13 protein-coding genes and 1 other RNA gene are annotated in these 18,235 nt (G+C 41.9%); 12 read left to right on the top strand and 2 right to left on the bottom strand.

Going from position 1 to position 18,235, the window contains the following annotated elements; all coding sequences use genetic code 11:
* Window positions 1-2: 2 nt before the first annotated feature.
* Both CF394_RS03065 and nth read left to right on the top strand, forming a co-directional pair.
* A complete protein-coding gene (locus tag CF394_RS03065) occupies window positions 3-710 on the top strand; it encodes a DnaD domain-containing protein (protein ID WP_094941796.1) in 708 nt (235 codons plus the stop codon).
* A 28-nt stretch (window positions 711-738) separates the two neighbouring features.
* Complete coding sequence (nth, locus tag CF394_RS03070; protein WP_439332851.1) at window positions 739-1,353, top strand: endonuclease III; 615 nt, start codon at window positions 739-741, stop codon at window positions 1,351-1,353.
* A 48-nt stretch (window positions 1,354-1,401) separates the two neighbouring features.
* On the opposite strand, the gene CF394_RS03075 is transcribed toward nth, so the two are convergent.
* On the bottom strand, window positions 1,402-4,035 hold the full coding sequence (locus CF394_RS03075; RefSeq protein WP_439332852.1) for a PBP1A family penicillin-binding protein: 2,634 nt from the start codon (window positions 4,033-4,035) through the stop codon (window positions 1,402-1,404).
* Window positions 4,016-4,648, bottom strand: a complete 633-nt coding sequence (recU, locus tag CF394_RS03080; RefSeq protein WP_094941798.1) for a Holliday junction resolvase RecU — start codon at window positions 4,646-4,648, stop codon at window positions 4,016-4,018. Before recU ends, CF394_RS03075 begins: the two co-directional genes overlap by 20 nt.
* A gap of 146 nt (window positions 4,649-4,794) precedes the next feature.
* Between recU and CF394_RS03085 the strand changes: the two genes are divergently transcribed.
* The 10 genes from CF394_RS03085 to rlmN all read left to right on the top strand — a co-directional run bounded on the left by CF394_RS03085 (window position 4,795) and on the right by rlmN (window position 18,104).
* A complete protein-coding gene (locus CF394_RS03085) occupies window positions 4,795-5,157 on the top strand; it encodes a YppE family protein (RefSeq protein ID WP_094941799.1) in 363 nt (120 codons plus the stop codon).
* Complete coding sequence (locus CF394_RS03090) at window positions 5,150-7,420, top strand: DEAD/DEAH box helicase (protein WP_094941800.1); 2,271 nt, start codon at window positions 5,150-5,152, stop codon at window positions 7,418-7,420. The genes CF394_RS03085 and CF394_RS03090 overlap by 8 nt, the downstream gene beginning before the upstream one ends.
* Window positions 7,410-8,675, top strand: coding sequence for a ribonuclease H-like domain-containing protein (locus CF394_RS03095; protein ID WP_094941801.1), 1,266 nt, complete (start codon window positions 7,410-7,412; stop codon window positions 8,673-8,675). Before CF394_RS03090 ends, CF394_RS03095 begins: the two co-directional genes overlap by 11 nt.
* A 66-nt stretch (window positions 8,676-8,741) precedes the next feature.
* Window positions 8,742-9,029, top strand: coding sequence for a cell division regulator GpsB (gpsB, locus tag CF394_RS03100; protein WP_094941802.1), 288 nt, complete (start codon window positions 8,742-8,744; stop codon window positions 9,027-9,029).
* 49 nt (window positions 9,030-9,078) lie between these two features.
* Window positions 9,079-9,458: RNase P RNA component class B (gene rnpB, locus CF394_RS03105), an RNA gene on the top strand.
* 90 nt (window positions 9,459-9,548) lie between these two features.
* A complete protein-coding gene (locus CF394_RS03110) occupies window positions 9,549-10,673 on the top strand; it encodes a THUMP domain-containing class I SAM-dependent RNA methyltransferase (RefSeq protein WP_094941803.1) in 1,125 nt (374 codons plus the stop codon).
* A gap of 23 nt (window positions 10,674-10,696) precedes the next feature.
* Entirely contained in the window at window positions 10,697-12,586 is a 1,890-nt protein-coding gene (locus tag CF394_RS03115; RefSeq protein WP_094941804.1) for an ATP-dependent DNA helicase, read from the top strand.
* A 22-nt stretch (window positions 12,587-12,608) separates the two neighbouring features.
* A complete protein-coding gene (locus CF394_RS03120; protein WP_094941805.1) occupies window positions 12,609-16,175 on the top strand; it encodes a dynamin family protein in 3,567 nt (1,188 codons plus the stop codon).
* Complete coding sequence (locus tag CF394_RS03125) at window positions 16,162-16,965, top strand: sulfurtransferase (protein ID WP_094941806.1); 804 nt, start codon at window positions 16,162-16,164, stop codon at window positions 16,963-16,965. The genes CF394_RS03120 and CF394_RS03125 overlap by 14 nt, the downstream gene beginning before the upstream one ends.
* A gap of 71 nt (window positions 16,966-17,036) precedes the next feature.
* On the top strand, window positions 17,037-18,104 hold the full coding sequence (gene rlmN / locus CF394_RS03130) for a dual-specificity RNA methyltransferase RlmN (protein WP_094941807.1): 1,068 nt from the start codon (window positions 17,037-17,039) through the stop codon (window positions 18,102-18,104).
* The last annotated feature ends 131 nt before the right edge of the window (window positions 18,105-18,235 follow it).

Genomic DNA, 18,235 nt, shown 5'->3' on the forward strand with positions numbered 1-18,235 from the left:
GAATGGAGTTTCCATCTAGTCGCCTGGAGCAGTGGATCAAGCAGGGAAATGTAACCATTTCCCAGCTTTTTTTTACTCATTATCGGGCTTTACAACTAACAGATCAAGAGGCGATGGTTGTTTTACAACTGGTTTCCTTTCAACAAAATCAAATTGATTTTCCAACACCTCGTGAAATTGCAGATCGCATGGAAATCTCCGATCAACAAGTCGCTGCCATTTTGCAGCGCTTAATGCAAAGGGGGTTCTTGCTTATCGAACAATCCAAATCGGGTGCCATGGTAGAAGAAAAGTACGTACTTTATCAACTATGGGAACGACTAATTGATTGTATGGAACAACTCAAAATGGAACAGTCCGTCGCAACGAAAGATCAGTTATCTGGACAATTGTTCCGTACCTTTGAGGATGAGTTCGGCCGCGTATTTACACCCTTGGAATACGAAACTATCTCCAAGTGGTTGGATGAAGATGGCCATTCTCCTGAAGTGATTCGCCAAGCGCTTGTGGAAGCCGTTTTGGCAGAAAAGAAGAGTCTAAAGTATATAGACCGAATCCTTTTTGAGTGGAAGAAGAAAAATTTGGTCACGTTAGAAGCCATTCGAAAACATTCGGAAGGGTTCCATAAATATACGGTCAAAGCACCTGTTCAGAAATCAGAATCGACTACACGAATGCCATTTTATAATTGGCTTGAAGAGAGGGAGTAAACTGGTTACTAAAAAAGAATGGGCAGAGATGTTAGCTGTTATGGATCATATGTTTCCCGATGCGCATTGTGAACTTGTTCATGAAAACGCATTTGAATTAGTTGTAGCAACTTTATTATCTGCTCAATGTACAGATGTTCTCGTGAACCGCGTAACGAAGGACTTATTTCAAAAGTATAAAACCCCAGAAGATTATTTGGCAGTTCCAGTTGAAGAACTGCAACAGGATATTCGGTCAATAGGATTGTATCGAAACAAAGCAAAAAACATTCAAAAGCTTAGTCAGATGCTTCTTGATGAATTCGGTGGTGTCGTCCCGGAAGATCGAGATACTTTGACTCGACTCCCGGGTGTAGGAAGAAAGACAGCGAATGTTGTGGTTTCGGTTGCATTTGATGTCCCGGCTCTAGCTGTGGACACACACGTGGAACGCGTTTCTAAACGATTGGGCGTCTGCAGATGGAAAGATTCGCCCCAACAAGTAGAGGAGACTCTGATGCGGAAAACACCTATGGAGAAGTGGTCGAAAGCGCATCATCAAATGATCTTTTTTGGGCGTTATCACTGTAAGGCTCAGAATCCCAATTGTCCCGAATGCCCATTGTTGGAAAGATGTAGAGAGGGTAAGAAACGGGTTAAATAACAAAAGGCATTTTCTCTTAAACGAGAAAATGCCTTTTTTCATAGTGGATTAAGGGGTTTGGTCAGTTGAACCATCAGTAGCTTCGTCACCAGTACCTTCATCTGTACCTGGGTCAGTTGGCTCAGTAGGTTCTTCTTCGCCAGAACCGTCACCAGGTTCCGTTGGTTCTCCAGTGTCTCCACCATCACCTTCGCCATTGTCATTCCCATTGCCATTACCGTTGCCGTTCCCATTACCGTTTCCATCTCCATTGCCATTTCCATCACCTTCGCCTTCACCTTCACCAGGCTGTGGTTCAGGTTCTTCAGGTTCGTCTTCGGCAATTGTTATAGAGACAGTAGCAGGGGCGCTAGAAATGCCATTAGCTGTAGCTACTACACTAAATGTGTAGGTATTGCCTGGTTGCAGATCGCGAACCACAATACCTGTTTGATTCACGGTATCAAGTTCTTGAGTGCCACCGTTATTTACTTTTACAGAGACTACATAGTTCACTTCATCTACACCGTCTGGAGCAGAGTAGTTCCACTGAAGTGTTGCAGAACTAGAAGCTTCATCAAAGTCTGCTGATAGACCTGTTGGAGCAGGGAGCTCTGTTAATTCATATTCATCCGATACAGCAGTTGGTTCTGTACCGCGAACAAATAACTCGGTACGTCGTAAGCTGTTTGGCGTAAAGCCACTTGCCAATTGTAATGGAGTAGTACCCACTTCAATAGTAGCTTCCACAACTGAGTTTGGACGACTAAAATCTTCCGCATCGGAAGAAATCGATGACATAATTTGATTAAACATGACTTGAGGTACGCGGCGTTCTTCTGCAGTAGTCATTGGTTCACTGCGTTTGCTGTTACCTGACCAAATAGCAACTGAATACTTTGTAGAATAGCCTGCAAACCAAGTGTCTGGGAACGACCCAGAAGGGAGGTTGTTTTCTGCAATCTCATCAGAGCTATAGTTTGATGTTCCAGATTTACCAGCTAAATCGATTCCAGGAACTGCTGCAGTTCGACCCGTTCCGTTTTCATTTTCAAGTACATCACGAAGCATGTCCGTGACCATATAAGCTGTAGAATCTTTCATGACAGGTTCAAGTTCTTTTTTCAACACATCTTCTGTTTCACCATCACGGTACACAATCTTGTTAATAGCATAAGGTTCTGCATGATAGCCACCGTTAGCAAATGCGCCATATGCACCTGCAAGCATCATAGGAGAGATGCCCTCGATTCCACCGAGAACAGAAGACTCATAAACATTTTCAATTCCAAGACCGAAACGGTTGATGAAATCACGTGAATTGTCTAATCCAACTTCACGCAATGTTTTTACAGCTGGTGTATTTTGTGAACGGTAAAGTGCTTCACGCATTGTCATTGGTCCTAAATATCGATCGACGAAGTTTCGCACTACCTGATCTGAACCTGTATAGGTGATCTGTTCATCTACTACTGTCTGTCCTGTAGACCAGTTTAGATTTTCAATAGCTGGTGCATAGGCAAGTAGCGGTTTCATCGTAGAACCAGGCTGACGGTCTTTGTTGTCATATGCGTAGTTCCAGCCACGATTTGCGTAGTTTCGTGCTCCACCAGAAGCCACTAAGGCACCTGTTTTTGGATCGACTACTGCAATACCTGCTTGTTGTTTTTCTGTTGCATAGACATCTGAGTTAATCACTTCTTCTACTTTAGATTGGACTGCTGGATCTAAAGTTGTATGAACTGTAATTCCTTCTGCCAGAAGGGAAGGGTCAATTTTGTTCAATTCGCTCTCAACGATATCAACAAAAGCTTCGTATTTTAATTCGGAAGACGCTTCACGCTCTTCTTCAGGAATCAATGTTTCTGTGACTGGAATAGCACGTGCTGCTTCTGCTTCTTCTGGAGTGATCTTTTCATGAAGCTCCATTAGATGCAGAACTGTATTTCTGCGCTTTTCAGCAAGCTCTGGATTTTTGACTGGATTGTAATTATTAGGGCTTTGCGGGATACCTGCAAGCATTGCCATCTCATGAAGTTCCAGCTCGCTCAGTTCTTTACCATAGAAGAATTCCGCCGCAGTACCAAAGCCATAATTTCGTCCTGACATCAGAACCTTGTTGAAGTACATCTCAAAAATTTCTTCTTTATCATACTTACGTTCTAATTGGAATGAAAGCCAAGCTTCTTGAGCTTTCCGTTTCAGAGTCTTCTCATTTTGTAGGAACGAGTTTTTTACTACTTGCTGCGTGATAGTAGAAGCACCTTGTGCTCCAAAACCTTGCGTCACGTTTGCAATAACTGCGCTACCTAATCGTAAGAAGTCCATACCCATATGATCATAGAAACGTACATCTTCTGTAGCTAAAATAGCGTCTTCCATTTGTTGTGGAATATCATCATAGTTTACATAGATTCGGTTTTCGGTTCCTGATGTATAGAACGGTTCTCCGTTGATATCTAAGAAGGTTGAAGAAATAGGATCTTTTAAAGACGCTTCATCTAACTCTGGTGCTGAGCTTGCATAATATACAAAAAGTCCAAAACCACTCAGAAGGCCGATGAGTCCAATAGCAACAAGTGCTAGGAATATCTTTTTGAAGATTCCTTTTTTTCCTTTAGTACCTTTCTTTTTTGATTTGTTTTTCTGTTCTTCTAATCTGCGTTGCTGTCGAGATCGTTGTTCATTCGCCACGAGCTCCATCCTCACTTTCATTACCGATCACATAGTGATCTACTGCATTTAAATAGGGTATGCGCGGAGCATAACCAGGTGTTATTTCAATTCCTACTTGCTCAAACTCGTCAAGAGTAATCGATTTCCGACCGCCTTGCTGCATACGTTCCCAAAAGATGTCTAGCTGTTCACTAGATAGGAAGAAATACCGTTCTAGACTCTGAAAAGCTACCAACAAGAACGAGATTCCTTGTTGTTCACGGACACCACGCATATGCAAGACTTGATGTTCATGGACGTTTTGCAAAGGGAAAGAGGTTTTATTCTTTGTTTCTTTTGCTTCAAAGTCCAAATAATAGCCTCTGTAGACGCCATTGTAATCTGTTGTTGATGGAGTTCTGTAATACGCTTCTCGGATCACAGCACGAGACCTTCCGGGATAATCGACTTTGACGATTTGTATAGGAATTGGTTTCTTATGAACGACTGCTAGCTGATGCTGCAAGTAATAGTCATTAGACTCATTCACTTCATCCTCTAACGTTTTTCCCCTATTGCTAAAAGAATAATCCTTTTTGATCGTATTATTTTTTGGGGTAGGGGGTTGATATCTTTTCCCACCAGGATAACGTATTGTCATCTTCAACACCTCTGTGCCTTAGTTTAGCACACAGATTAGACGCCTGACACGTGCCGAATGTTGCATTCGAATGTTTGTTCGTAAAACTAGAGGAACCGAATTACATTTGATATGATAAGAAGATAGACGTTAGAGGAAGTGAACGAATGAAGCTCTTAGAAACTACTAGTTTTTTATTGAATGAAGCAGAGCAGTGCATCAGCCGTTTTGAAAAAATGCGAGAAGAAGACCACAGTCCAGATTTTTTTAATGAAGTGAAGCCTCATGTGAACGAAGTAGATAGCATCCTTGATGCATGGGTTGAAGAGTCTGGACAGTATATTCAAAACAACCGACCAAAGTACTTACATCCTTCCCAGATTCAAGCTGTTCAGGAAGGGATGAAACAGTTTGTCGTGCAATCCTTTTATAAAGAAACATCGAAAAAGCGATTTTATCAAAGTGTCCATGCAGTGCTTTATACATTAAAGACTATGCAGACGGAACTGGAGGGAACAGTGGATGAGTGAAATCTCAAAACTTCTCGATGAATGGGTCAAGGATCCTCAGAAGCGACAACAAATTCAATCCATCCATACGATAGAACCGCGCGAAGCTAAAACAGTCCCCTTCCCGGCGGATTTAGATCCAAGTCTAGTTTCCGCTCTAAAGCAAAAAGGGATTAAGGAGCTCTACACACATCAAGCAAGTGCTTATGACAATGCAAGGAAGGGCCAATCTTTTACGGCCATTACACCGACAGCTTCAGGAAAATCTCTTTGTTATCATCTACCAGTTCTCCAGAGCATTATCGAAGACCCTAAGAGTCGGGCTATTTATCTGTTTCCTACAAAAGCTCTTGCTCAAGATCAAAAGACGGATGTAAATGAACTGATTGAAGCAACAGGCAAGCAGATTAACAGCTTTACTTATGATGGGGATACGGAGCCGGGAATTCGTCGTAAGGTGCGCACTAATGGCAATATCATTTTAACGAATCCAGATATGCTGCACTCCGGAATCTTGCCACATCATACGAAATGGGTCTCTATGTTTGAGAACTTAAAATTTATAGTAATCGATGAAATGCATACCTATAAAGGTGTGTTCGGTTCTCATGTAGCGCACGTCATCAGAAGACTGAAGCGTATTTGTGCATTTTATGGAAGTCATCCTGTAATTATCTGCACATCAGCAACTATCCAAAATCCTAAAGAACTTGCAGATACATTGACGCATGAAAATCATGTAGTGCTTACAAATAACGGAGCCCCTTCTGGAACAAAATACTTTTTATTTTACAATCCTCCTATTGTGCATCCGACGTATAATGTTCGTCGAAGCGCCATTCTTGAAGTTCGAGATTTAGCAGAAGAATTATATAAAAAGAGGTTACAGACCATTATTTTCGCTAAGAGTAGGGTCCGAGTAGAGATGCTAGTAACCTATTTAAAAGCGCTCGTTAGTAAAAAGTTAGGTGACCGGTCTATTCAAGGATACCGCGGAGGTTATTTACCTTCAGAAAGACGAGACATTGAAAAAGGGCTTCGAAACGGAGATATTCGAACAGTAGTCAGTACAAACGCTCTTGAACTTGGTGTGGATATAGGGCAGTTACAAGTCTGCATTATGACAGGTTACCCAGGAAATATTGCGAGTGCATGGCAGCAAGCCGGGAGAGCAGGAAGACGACAAGGTGAATCACTAGTGATTTACGTCGCTCAATCCACTGCACTCGATCAGTATGTCGTAGACCATCCAGACTATTTACTTGGACAGTCACCTGAAGAAGTGCGGATTTTCCCTGAAAACATGTTGATTTTGATGGATCACTTAAAATGTGCTGCTTTTGAATTGCCTTTTGATAAGCAAGAAGACTATGCGGAGTATTATGTGCAATCATTACTTGAGCATTTAAAGGATGAGAATGTACTTCTGGAGACCGGTGATAAATGGCACTGGATGGCCGAGAGCTTCCCAGCGAGCAACATCTCACTCCGTTCTGCTTCTCAAGACAATGTCATCATCATCGATCAATCCATTCCGACACAGACAAGAGTAATTGGTGAGATGGATCTGTTCAGTGCAATGACGTTACTTCACGAAGAAGCTATTTATCTCCATCAAGGCACACAGTTCCAAGTGGAACTTCTGGACTGGGATGAGAAGAAAGCTTTTGTAACAGAAGTCGATGTCGATTACTTTACGGATGCCAACATCGCAGTAGAGATGAAGGTGTTGTCTAAAGACAAACATCTAGCAAAGAGCCAAGTGGAGATGACGTTTGGGGATATCATTGTGTTAGCACACCCGACCATCTTCAAAAAAATTAAATTTGATACCCACGACAATATTGGATCGGGAACTATCGACCTTCCACCGCTCGAACTTCACACAAGTGCAACGTGGATCACATTTGACAAGCCGGCACATGGCGCCATGCACTTATTTGCGGATGCGATGGTAGGAGCGGCATACGCGTTACACTCGTTCATTCCACTTTTCTTAGACTGTGATCGCAAAGACGTGCATGTTGTCCCGCAAATGAAGTCTATATTAGATGAACAACCGACGTTCTTCATCTATGACAGTTATCCCGGTGGAATTGGTCTATCTGAAAGAATGCTGGATCGTTTTGAAGAATTAGTAGAAGAGACACATGCGCAAGTGACGGCTTGTCCTTGTCTCGATGGATGTCCAGCGTGTATCGGTGCCCAAGAAGCAAATGTAGGACTGAAAGAAGAGGTTCTATTATTACTCTCCCATTTGGTGCGTGAAGCCGATGTCTTATGAAAAAAAATTAATGGCTATGAAAGGGTTGTTAAAAAAGCAACCTGAACAGATTCAAGAAGCCGCACCTGTAGTTCAGAAGAAACTTCTACCGAACCAGTGGGAAACATCCGGTTATGACAGGGTTGAGACACCTGAAGGCCCTTATTTTAAAGTGACGACTCACTATCCACTTGATTTTGAACATGGACTTGTAAACTTTAACGAGTTAGACAGATTGGTAAAGCAAGCCAAAGCGCAATTTCCGGGTCATCCACTGGTTCCTCATGATGATCAAAGAGTGTTATTTTATGATACGGAGACGACAGGTCTGAAAGGCGTTGGCGTGCATATCTTCTTAAATGGGGTCATTCAGCAATTCTCGACTCACTTTCAATTAGATCAATATATACTCGCCTCGCCTGAATTTGAACTGCCTTTTTTAAAAGCGTTGCCTTTTCAATTAGCCGATACTGTCGTAACGTATAATGGGAAGAGCTTCGATATTCCGCAACTTGAAGTACGATGGACGATGAACAGGAAGCAGTTGCCGCCTTTTCCTACATTATTTCAAGTCGACTTACTTCATGGAAGTAAACGCTTATGGAAAGGGATGCAGGAGCGCTACAAATTGCAAGATATGGAACGCGAACAATTGGCCTTCGTTCGTGAAGAAGACATGCCGGGTCATTTAGCGCCCATTATTTATATGGATGCATTGAGGTCCAATACAACTGAAAACTTAGACAAGGTCCTTGAACATAATAAGTGGGACTTGTTGTCACTTGTGGCGCTTTACATTCGCTCCCTACAGCACTTACTCGATCAGTCTGAACAAAGTAACTCGTCTATCGAGATGAATTTGGCCAAGTGGTTAAAAGACATTAAATTGCTGCCGCATAGTAAGGAACTTTATGAAAAAGTAACGGAGCGCTATGAAAAACAAGACATTCCTCATGCCTACTATTATCTGTCCCTTCTTAAGAAGCGAGAGAAAGAGTTTGACGAAAGTTTTGAACTGATGAAAATAGCCGCGGATGAACTACAGCGAGTTGAAAAGTTGGAGGCTCTCTTATACTGCGCAAAAATTTTAGAGCACCAACTGAAAGACTTTAGTCTGGCTATGAATTACGTGCTTCAAGCTAAAGCCCAGCTTCTTACTTTGACAGCTATCCTCTCAAGAGAAAAACTGGCCAACTATCTTCAAGACTTGAAGAAACGAGATGCACGTATTTCTAGGAAAATCATTTCCCTGGAAAGCGCAGATTTCGACAAATAGATAGGTGTAGCCTGACATCCTATGCTATAATGAAGCCAATCACCAATGGATGGAAGGAAGATGGGTATGGCGATTCAATTTACAACTTCTGATATTTTAGAAAAACAATTTAAAACTACCATGCGTGGCTATAGCCAAGAAGAAGTCGACGCATTTTTAGATGAAATCATTAAAGACTACGAGCAATTTGACAAGCGTATTCAAGAATTAGAACGAGAAAATCGTGATCTACGTACTCAAGTGGAAGATACTCCTCGTTCAGCACCAGCACCACAGACATCCACAAACTTTGATATTTTAAAACGTTTATCAAACCTTGAGAAGCATGTTTTCGGAGCAAAGCTCTACGATTAATCCGAGCTTGTATTCACAAGCTAAATAACGTATACTCGATTGTGGCCTTCTATTCAGGCAATCGCTGCACACTTTAGATGTGTAGAGGAAAGTCCATGCTCACACAGCTCTGAGATGACTGTAGTGTTCGTGCCTCGTGAAGTCATAAACGAGGGCAGCTGCCAGGCTGACGGCAGAGAAATCACCTAAGTCTTCGGATAGGGTGTAGTACTCTTGAAAGTGCCACAGTGACGAAGTCTTACTCGGAAACGGTAAGAGTGGAACGCGGTAAACCCCACGAGTGAGAAACCCAAATTATGGTAGGGGCATTTCCATGAAGGAACTGAACGGATTGGAAGACGGAAATTTCGTAGATAGATGATTGCCGCCCAGTATGTACGAGGGGTTTCCCCGCTTGAGTACATGGGAGACAAAACATGGCTTACCGAATAGAAGGTTTATGATGAACTTTACAGCTCTCCTTTGTGGAGAGTTTTTTCTCTTTATATACCCAAACTACAGCAAGGAGCTGAAGATGATATGAAGTATAAATTACTAGCAACTGCGGCAATGGGTCTCGAAGGAATCGTCGCAGATGAACTGAAGGATCTTGGGTTTGAAACGACTACCGACAATGGAAAAGTGTTCTTTACAGGAGACGAAGAAGCGATTGCCCGTGCTAATGTCTGGTTGCGCGTTGCAGATCGTGTCAAATTAGTTGTAGGAGAATTTCCTGCCCGCACATTTGATCAATTGTTTGAAGGAACTAAAGCACTCCCTTGGGAAACGTACTTACCAGTAGATGCTAATTTCCCAGTGAGCGGTAAGAGTGTCAAGTCAACACTTTATAGTGTTCCTGACTGCCAAAGTATCGTGAAAAAGGCGATCGTAGAACGTTTAAAGTCTGCTTACAAGCGTATGAGTTATTTAGACGAATCAGGCGCACGGTATAAAGTAGAAGTCAGTATTTTAAAAGATAAAGTATTGTTGACACTAGATACGAGTGGAGCGGGTCTTCATAAACGTGGCTACCGAACAACTCAAGGAGATGCACCATTAAAAGAGACTTTAGCTGCAGCTCTCGTGAAAGTTTCTAAATGGAGTCCGCATCGACCATTTGTAGATCCATTCTGCGGATCTGGAACTCTTTGCATCGAAGCGGCAATGATCGGACAAAATATCGCACCTGGCTACAATCGAGAATTTGATGCAGAGCACTGGAAATTCATTAAACCCGCAGTATGGGATAAAGTACGTGAAGAAGCTGAAGCCCAAGCTGACTATGATCAAGAACTAACGATTCTTGGTACAGATATAGATCATCGAATGATTGAAATTGCAAAATCCAATGCACTTGAAGCTGGATTTGCCGACATCATTGAATTTAAACAGATGCAAGCAACAGATTTCACAACGCGACTCGAAAATGGAGTCATTGTCAGTAACCCACCCTATGGGGAGCGTATCGGGGAAGTTGAGGAAATTGAACGAACGATTTCTCAATTTGGCTATGTCATGGAAAAATACCCGTCTTGGTCTGTTTACTTACTTTCTTCAATGGAAAACCTAGAGACCGTCTACGGTAAAAAAGCGACTAAGAAACGGAAATTGTTTAATGGATTTATTCGCACAGATTACTACCAGTTCTGGGGTAAACGTGTCTAGATTATATAGAAAAGAGTGGAGCTATGCGTAAAAATATCCCCTTTGAATTGTCGAAAGATCAGTCATTTTATCAATCCTTGTCCAATTGGTTAGGGGATATCTTTTATGAGACATTACCCGATCATGGATATGAAATTCGAGACGAGCAAGTGTATATGGCGTTTCAAATTGAAAAAGCGCTTCAGCAGAAATCTGTCCTTTTTGCGGAAGCCGGAGTAGGTACAGGGAAGACTATGGCCTATCTTCTTCCTTCGATAGCCTACGCGCGTTATACAGGAAAACCTGTCATTGTAGCTTGTTCTGATGAGGCTTTGATTGAACAGTTGATTAAGCCCGAAGGTGATATCGCTCGTCTATCTGAACTGTTAAACCTGGCAATTGACGTCCGTTTAGCAAAATCGAGAGAAGAATATCTCTGTTTGCAACGTCTAGATGAACAGCGCCGAGGGTTCGATGTACCTGAGTTCGTCGATGAAATCGATGACCGATTGCCTGAATTTGTGTTCGCCGGTACATCTTTGCAAAAAGTGTACCCATACGGAGACCGAAAAGAGTTCAGTTTCTTAACCGATGAAGAGTGGAAACTCGTTAATTATCATCCTGTACAACAGTGCTCAATTTGTGAAGTGAAAAATCAATGTGGTCAAACTATCTCTAGACAATTCTACCGTCAAGCAACAGATCTAGTCATCTGTTCTCATGAATTTTTGATGGAGCATCTATGGACAGCAGAATCTCGAAAACGTCAAGAGCAGCTTCCTCTGTTACCAGAAGCGTCTGCTATCGTACTGGATGAAGGGCATTTGGTTGAGTTTGCAGCACAAGAAGCGTTTACACTAAAAGTACAAAGTGAATCGCTACTAGACTTACTTGAAAAGGCACGTGTAGAAGGGTTACGACCTAAGACACTCCATTACTTGGACGTTTTAGAAGAAGCCCATATCGCATTTTTTGAACTCCTTCGAAATTCTATTGAAAACCCGGCTCTTGAAAAGATGACGATTCGTCGTTCTACTGAACTTCTTGGGAAAAGTGCTTTTCTGATTCAAACGGTAGAAGGGCTGTTAGAAGAGTTCGTATTTGAAGGCGAAATGTACTCTATTGAGTCGTATGATATGAAACTGATGGAAGAGTATTTAGAAGATTACTTGCAAGCTTTCCAATTGTTCACTGAAGAGAATGAAGCGATACACTGGGTAGAAGAAGTAGATGGCATTGAGACACTTGCCATTATGCCAGAACTGGTCGATGAGCAATTGGCTGAGAAACTATTTAACGGGACATTGCCGATTATCTTCTCTAGTGCGACACTTAGTGTTGATCAAACATTCGATTACTTAGCGGGTAGTCTAGGGATTGCAGAGTTTGAATCGTTGCAAGTACCTTCACCTTTCGATTACGAAGAAGTGATGTCGATTCAAGTTTCCAAGCCATTTGATAAAAATGATAAAGTAATGGAACTTCTTACTGATCCGCAACCGACTTTGATTCTTTTCTCAACTATAGAATCGTTTGAACAGTTCAAATTTATGTATGGTCATGAAGAGATCCTCTTCGAAGGGGATCAAGAGATGAGTACGCTGATTGAACAGTATAAGGAAAATCCAAAAGTTCTGGCTTCCTATTCATTATGGGAAGGACTAGATTTGCCTTTAGACCTGTTAACTCGAGTCATTATTTATGATCTGCCATTCCCTCCGAACGATCCGATCTTTAATGCAAAGCGGGCAATGTCGTTCCATGCATTTGAAGAAGTCGACCTTCCGTTTATGAAAATGCGAATGAAACAAGGAGTGGGGCGACTCATCCGGACTGAACAAGATCATGGCACTATAGAACTGTTACTATCAGAACAAGAATACGAGTTTATGAAAGAACTTGAAAAAGAACTACCTGTAACGCCACATTACTAGACTGCAAAAGGGGTCCCGTTTCATGAATGAGTTAAGAAAGCATATTTATCGACGAACCGCTCTTTTAGGAGTGCTTGCGGAACAGCAAGGAAACTCCTCTACAGCAGAAAAAGCAAAAAAGTTTGGGCAGAAGCTGTTCTCTGAGCAATTGACTATAGCTTTTGCTGGACATTTTTCTGCTGGGAAATCGAGTATGATCAATGCGCTAACAGGAGAAAACTTGTTGGCTACGAGTCCGATTCCAACTTCAGCCAACATTGTCACCATTCAGCGAGCAAAGACTTGGAAAGCCTATGTTCATTTCATGAATGGAGATCTAGCAATTGCTGAAGAGGAACTGGCAGTAGCTAACTTGAAACGCATGGCAAAAGACGGGCAATCGGTTCGAAAAATCGAGTTGTTCCATCCAGAGACGACGCTACCACAAGACGTTGTATTGATGGATACTCCTGGTGTAGACTCCACGGATGATGCTCACCGTCTTTCTACTGAATCTGAACTCCATCTAGCAGACCTTGTCTTCTATGTAATGGATTACAACCATGTCCAGTCCGAGCTAAACTTTACATTCACGAAAGATTTATTGCGGACGAACCCAAATGTTTATTTGATTGTTAATCAGATGGATAAGCACAGAGAACAAGAGCTTTCTATTGAAGAGTACAAGCAGTCAGTCAAGACTTCTTTTGAGAGCTGGGGAGTCCTTCCAAAAGGAATTTTCTTTACATCTCTTAGAAAGCCCGACTTGTACCCGGTGGATTCGGTAAAGAATGTGATTGATAGCGCTCTTCAGCAAAAAGAGACCGTTCTTGAAGAAAGTGCACAAGGGACATTAGTAAAACTGATTCAAGAACACGAAGCTTTTTTGCAAGAACAGCAAGAAGAAGTAGAAGCAACTTACGAAGAGTTGTTCTCACAAGAAGAGTGGCAGGATAAAAGTGAGACTAAAAAAGAAGTCTTGCAAGCAGTTCAGTCGTTTGAACTCCTCGACTTAGTGAAATGGAAAAACGAGTTGCAGCAACAAGTCCAACAGATCATGTCGAATGCTTATGTAATGACACCAGAAGTCCGAGAGGCTGTTCGCCTATATGCAGAAGCAAGTGATCCAGGATTTAAGATGGGCTTTTTCAGTTCGAAGAAAAAGATTGAAGAAGAACGTATGGCGCGACTATCAAAAGCACTTTCCCAACTTCAACACGTCTACAATCAAACAACGGCTCCTCATATTGAATCGATCGTTGTTAAATATGCTCAAATCATACAGGTACCTACGGATACGTATCGCCCTTATACACTCGAACCGACTGTTATTGGAGATGAATTCAAACCCGGCACGAGCGCTACAGGAGATGGACTCCTTCAGTTCTCAAGTCGCATTGAACAGGCACTTAAAAAGAAAGTCGTGCAGCGTGTCCTTGATTGGGCAGATGAAATGACTGAGGAATCGAACGGCAAACAATTACTGTCAGAAGATGATCAGTTCAAGAAACAACAACTAGTCCGAAAACAGCGTGCTTTGGAAGAATGGGAAGCAGCTGAGCAGAAAAAGCAAGATTTCTCATTACAAATCAAGTCTCCAAATGAAGCATTTCAAAAGCAACGTGCAGCTCGAGTGGAGATGTGGGAGCAGCAATACAAAGGGTTTTACTCTTCTGCTACTCCTCTGACACTCTCTGAATCAACACAGGAAGTTGAAAAAGAAATCCGTTTGGAGCAAACTGCATCTACTAGTCAGTTAAAAGAACAACAAGTTTTGTCTCGAGCAGACCGATTACTAAGTTTGTTATCCGATATTCCGAATTTCAAAGAAGCCATTCGAGAGATGAAGCAAAAGCGAGACCGCATTAACAATCGCTCCTTTACCATTGCACTGTTCGGTGCATTCTCTGCCGGAAAATCAAGCTTTTCGAATGCGTTACTTGGAGATGCGGTATTACCTGTATCACCCAACCCAACCACAGCTTCTATCAACAAGATTTCTCCAATCTCAGCTGAAAAACCACATCGCAACGCAGATGTGCAATTTAAAACAGTTGAGAATTTACTTGCGGAACTTAAAGGAATGATCGCACCGCATGGAAAAGAGGTTCAAACGTTAGATGAACTCTATGGTAGAGCAGAAGAATTTCTTCAAAAGCCATTGGACGAAACAAAGAAATCGTTTATTCGCGCTTTTGTTACGGGGTATCCAGAACAAAAAGATTACCTTGGTACAATCCGATTGGTCGAGCACCAAGCATTTACAGAATATGTGGCTGTCGAGTCAAAGAGTTGTTTTGTAGAAACTATCACATACTACTATGATTGTGAACTGACTCGAGCTGGTGTGACCCTTGTAGATACGCCGGGTGCTGATTCTATCAATGCTCGTCATACCGGTGTCGCATTTGATTATATTCGCAATGCTGACGCTGTTTTGTTTATCACCTACTTCAACCATGCTTTCGCTAAAGCAGATAGAGAATTTTTGATCCAACTTGGACGTGTGAAAGATTCCTTCGAGATGGATAAGATGTTCTTTATCGTCAATGCAATCGATCTCGCTAACACGGATGAAGAAAAACAAGATGTCCTGGATTATGTGGAACAAGAATTGACGCAGTTCGGAATCCGTTTCCCTCGTTTGTATGGTGTATCAAGCCTTCAGGCGCTCGAAGAAAAACAGTCGAAAACATCTGGTGCTAGTGGCATGCCAGAGTTTGAAGCAGCCTTCCAGCATTTCTTGAAAGAAGAGCTTCTCGAGGTCATTCTGCAATCCGTAGATGAGCAGGCTATTGAGTTAACCAATCAATTCTCGATGTTGATTGACTCAACTGAAGAAAACATGAAACGAAAACCACAGAGACTGGCAGAATTGTCTGAAGTAGAGCAACAACTCCGTTCACGTTACAAGCAACCTGTGTCAGAGACAAAACGCAACGCACTTCTAAATGAAGTCGAGACTCTTATCTATTATTTGCAACAACGCTTATTCTATAGATATCCGGATTTCTTTAAAGAAGCATTTAATCCGTCTCGCTTCTCTAAGCAAGATGTCCGTTCAGCGTTTGAAAGTTCTCTTCATGAAGTAGTGGAAAGTCTAGAATTTGATACGGCACAAGAGCTTCGTGTGACAAACCTTCGTTTGCAACAAGCGACTGAAAAAGCGATTCGCGACTATGAAAAGCAAGAAAGGGCGTATCTTGCGGAACAACCAGCAGCTTTCTCTGTATCACCTATGGAACTCAAGGCTCCTAAATTATTAGAGTTTGACAAACCAGAGCTTCCAGTTCAGAGTTATGAACCACTTCGAAAACATGTGAAAAATGCAAAACGATTCTTTGAGAAAAATGAAAAAGCGATTTTACAAGCAGAGCTTGAAACTAAACTTAAAGTCGACGTGTCGCATCATCTGGAACAGCAGACAAAACGGCTACGAAACTGGACGGAACAGCAGTTCAACGACAAAATGGAAGCGAGTATGCAGCGTTTCTTACAAACATCCCTTACCACAATTGCTGCAGAACGAGAACTTTTAGAACAGCAAGCAACTCTTGAAGCATGGAAGAAAATACGGAACCAATTGGAGGAGACCAATGATCATCACTAAAGATGTGCATGAACTTCCGAAGACAAATACCCGTTTTATTGACACCCGCTTTGATTTGCAAAATCCTGAGTGGGGTGAAAATGTGTTCCAACAAGAACATATTGCAGGAGCCGTTTACTGGCATTTAGAAGATCATTTGTCTGATATGACGAGAGCAGAAGGCAGACATCCTGCTCCGTCCGAAGAAGCGATGACTCGTCTAATTCAAAAATCAGGTCTGCGTTATGACGATCACCTTATTGTTTACGATCAAGGGAACGCACCGTTTGCCTCTCGCGCAGCCGTATTACTGTTATGGGCAGGCTTTCCTAATGTCTCTATTGCTCGAGAAGGCTTTGCACGTTTAAAAGAGGTGTATCCTATAGAAGGTGGAACCCCTTGGTATTCAAAGTCAGATCAGAAACTCACTTTCCAGAAGGGGTTACTGGTTAAAGAACAAGATGTGAAAACCCATTTAGCAACTGGTGGTTTAGTTCTCGATGCTCGTTCTTCAGAGCGTTACAAAGGTCTTGTTGAACCTATTGATCCAATTGCAGGTCATATTCCAGGGGCTCAAAATCTCGACTGGGAGTCGTTAAAAACAGAGCAAGGATTAATGAAAGCTGCTGAAACCGACGAATTGTTTCAGCAGCTATCAAAAGAAACGGCGGTCATCACCTATTGCGGAAGTGGTGTTACAGCTTCGCCATTGACAATTGCTTTACTAGAAGCAGGATTCATGAATGTTCAATTGTATGCAGGTAGTTATAGTGACTGGATTCGCAACAACGAAGTAGAGACAAGTAAATAAACTTGTCACTCATGCATTCCTATAGTATAATGGAAAAATTGTTATGAGGATGAAATGAGGGACTACACTATATGAAAAAATCTATTTATAGTCTGACGAAGGATCAATTAACAGAATGGTTACTTGAACGTGGTCAGAAAAAGTTTCGTGCTGAACAGGTCTGGAATTGGCTCTATGTGAAGCGTGTACAATCATTTGAGGAAATGAACAACGTCAATAAAGAATGCTTGCAGTTACTTAGCGAACACTTTGTGATGCAGACGTTAAAAGAGTCAGTAAAACAAGAGTCAGCTGATGGGACAATCAAATTCTTATTCCAATTGGAAGATGGGAACTTGATTGAAACTGTCCTGATGCGTTTCCATTACGGTCTTTCTGTCTGTGTGACGACGCAAGTTGGATGTAACATCGGCTGTAGCTTCTGTGCAAGTGGACTTTTGAAAAAGAGCCGAGATTTAGATGGCGGTGAAATCGTCGGGCAGATCATGAAAGTTCAAGAACATCTTGATGCACAAGGTAAAGGAGAACGCGTCAGCCATATCGTAGTAATGGGAATCGGGGAACCGTTTGACAATTACACGAATCTGATGAACTTCTTACATGTAGTAAACGACCAAAAGGGTCTGTCTATTGGTGCCCGTCACATCACAGTATCGACAAGTGGACTTGCAAAGAAAATTCGCGAATTTGCTGATGAGCAAACACAAGTCAATCTGGCTGTATCGCTTCACGCACCTAATGATGAGTTGCGTAGCAACATCATGATTATCAACAAAGCATTCCCGATCGAGAAATTGATGGACTCTGTTGATTATTATTTAGAGAAAACGAACCGTCGTATCACATTTGAATACATTTTACTTCGTGATGTCAACGACCACGTAGAAGAAGCAAAACAATTAGCAGACCTATTAGAAAATAAGCGTCACTTGTCTTATGTAAACTTGATTCCTTACAATCCAGTGGATGAGCACGGTCAGTATCAACGTAGTACACCAGAAGCAATCGATGCTTTCTTCCAGACATTGAAGAAACGCGGAATCAACTGTGGTGTTCGTACAGAGCAAGGTACTGATATTGATGCCGCTTGTGGTCAGCTTCGCAGTAAGCAAATTAAAAAAGAAAAAGTTGCAAATTAATTTACAGTCAGCAGAGATATTATCTCTGCTGATTTTTTTATTTGTATTATTTCTCACTAGTGTCGCATAAATAAGTTGAGAATATTCAGTTTTCTTTTATTCGTTGAAAAAATTAAAAACGAACAGACATA

The sequence above is a fragment of the Tetzosporium hominis genome, from assembly GCF_002265435.1.
Taxonomy (GTDB): Bacteria; Bacillota; Bacilli; order Bacillales_A; family Planococcaceae; genus Chryseomicrobium; species Chryseomicrobium hominis.